Annotated in this window: 2 protein-coding genes; both read left to right on the plus strand. The window is 59.6% G+C overall.

The window, feature by feature from the left end:
- Nucleotides 1-311, plus strand: a 311-nt coding sequence (locus ACXJ5O_RS27090) for a sugar-binding domain-containing protein (RefSeq protein WP_457302613.1), incomplete at its 5' end; no start/stop codon positions are given.
- A gap of 48 nt (nt 312-359) precedes the next feature.
- Nucleotides 360-1,349: deoxyribose-phosphate aldolase (deoC, locus tag ACXJ5O_RS27095; protein ID WP_457302614.1), on the plus strand; the 990-nt coding region annotated here is incomplete at its 3' end.

Consider the following 1,349-nt stretch of genomic DNA (forward strand, 5'->3'; position numbering starts at 1 on the left):
AGTCGGTACTGCTCAGCAACGGCTATCTTGACGAGGCCGATATGGACAGGCTGAAGGATGCGGGCGCTGTTGGCGACATACTTGGGCGGTTTGTCGATGAGAATGGCAGAATAATCGATGAGGCTATCGACGATCGGACCGTGGGCATGCGGCTCGAACATCTGAGGACCAAGCAGCAAGCCATCGGTGTGGTTGCGGGTGAAGACAAGCACCGGATCGCCGTTGCAGCGTTGAAAGCGGGCTACGTGTCGGTCATCATCACGGACGAAGCAACAGCACTCTATGCATTGGAAAATCAAAATGGTGTCTGACACGCGTGAGGCGACGAATTGCCGTGTCGATCACAGGAAGGATCGCGCATGAACCGCCAGGATATTTTGGTATCAAAGGGGACGGACTTGGCAGTCCAGCATTCCATAGCGCGCAACGCCGGCACCAAGCTCGCGCTTGACTGGTTTGACGATATCGCTGTCAACCGCTCGGCCACGGAGCGCCGCGCTGCGACGTTGACGACACGCCGGACAGTGAAGAAGGAATATCAGGCGGCGTGGCTAATCAAGGCTATTACCTGCATCGATCTGACCACGCTTGCCGGTGACGATACGGCGGGTCGCGTCCACCGGCTTTGTGCCAAAGCCAAGCGTCCGGTTCGAGAGGATATACTCGAGGCCCTCGGCCTGGCCGATGCGAACATCACGACTGGTGCTGTTTGCGTCTATCCGACAATGGTGCCGCATGCGGTGAAGGCATTGCAGGGGTCCGGCATACCTGTGGCCTCGGTGGCAACCGGTTTCCCGGCTGGCCTCACGCCGCTGCCGCAGCGCCTTGCCGAGATCCACTATGCTGTGGGTGAGGGGGCCGCTGAAATCGACATCGTTATCACGCGCGAACACGTGCTGACCCAGAACTGGTCAGCGCTGTACGATGAGATCGTGCAGATGCGGGAAGCGGCAGGCGATGCACATCTGAAGGCGATCCTGGCGACCGGCGATCTTAACACGCTGCGCAATGTCTATCGCGCTTCGATGGTTGCGATGCAGGCCGGCGCCGATTTCATCAAGACATCGACGGGCAAGGAGGAAGTGAATGCCACGCTTCCGGTCAGCCTGATCATGCTGCGCGCCTTGCGCGACTATGGCGAATTGTCGGGCCAGACTGTCGGCTTCAAGCCGGCAGGCGGCATGAAGACCGCCAAGGATGCGATGAACTGGCTGATCCTGATGAAGGAAGAACTTGGCCTGCCGTGGATGCAGCCTGCGCTTTTCCGCCTCGGTGCGAGTTCGATGCTCGGCGATATCGAACGGCAGCTGGAACATTACGTGACGGGCCGCTACGCCGCGTCTTCGCGC

The organism is Phyllobacterium sp. P5_D12 (assembly GCF_054049495.1).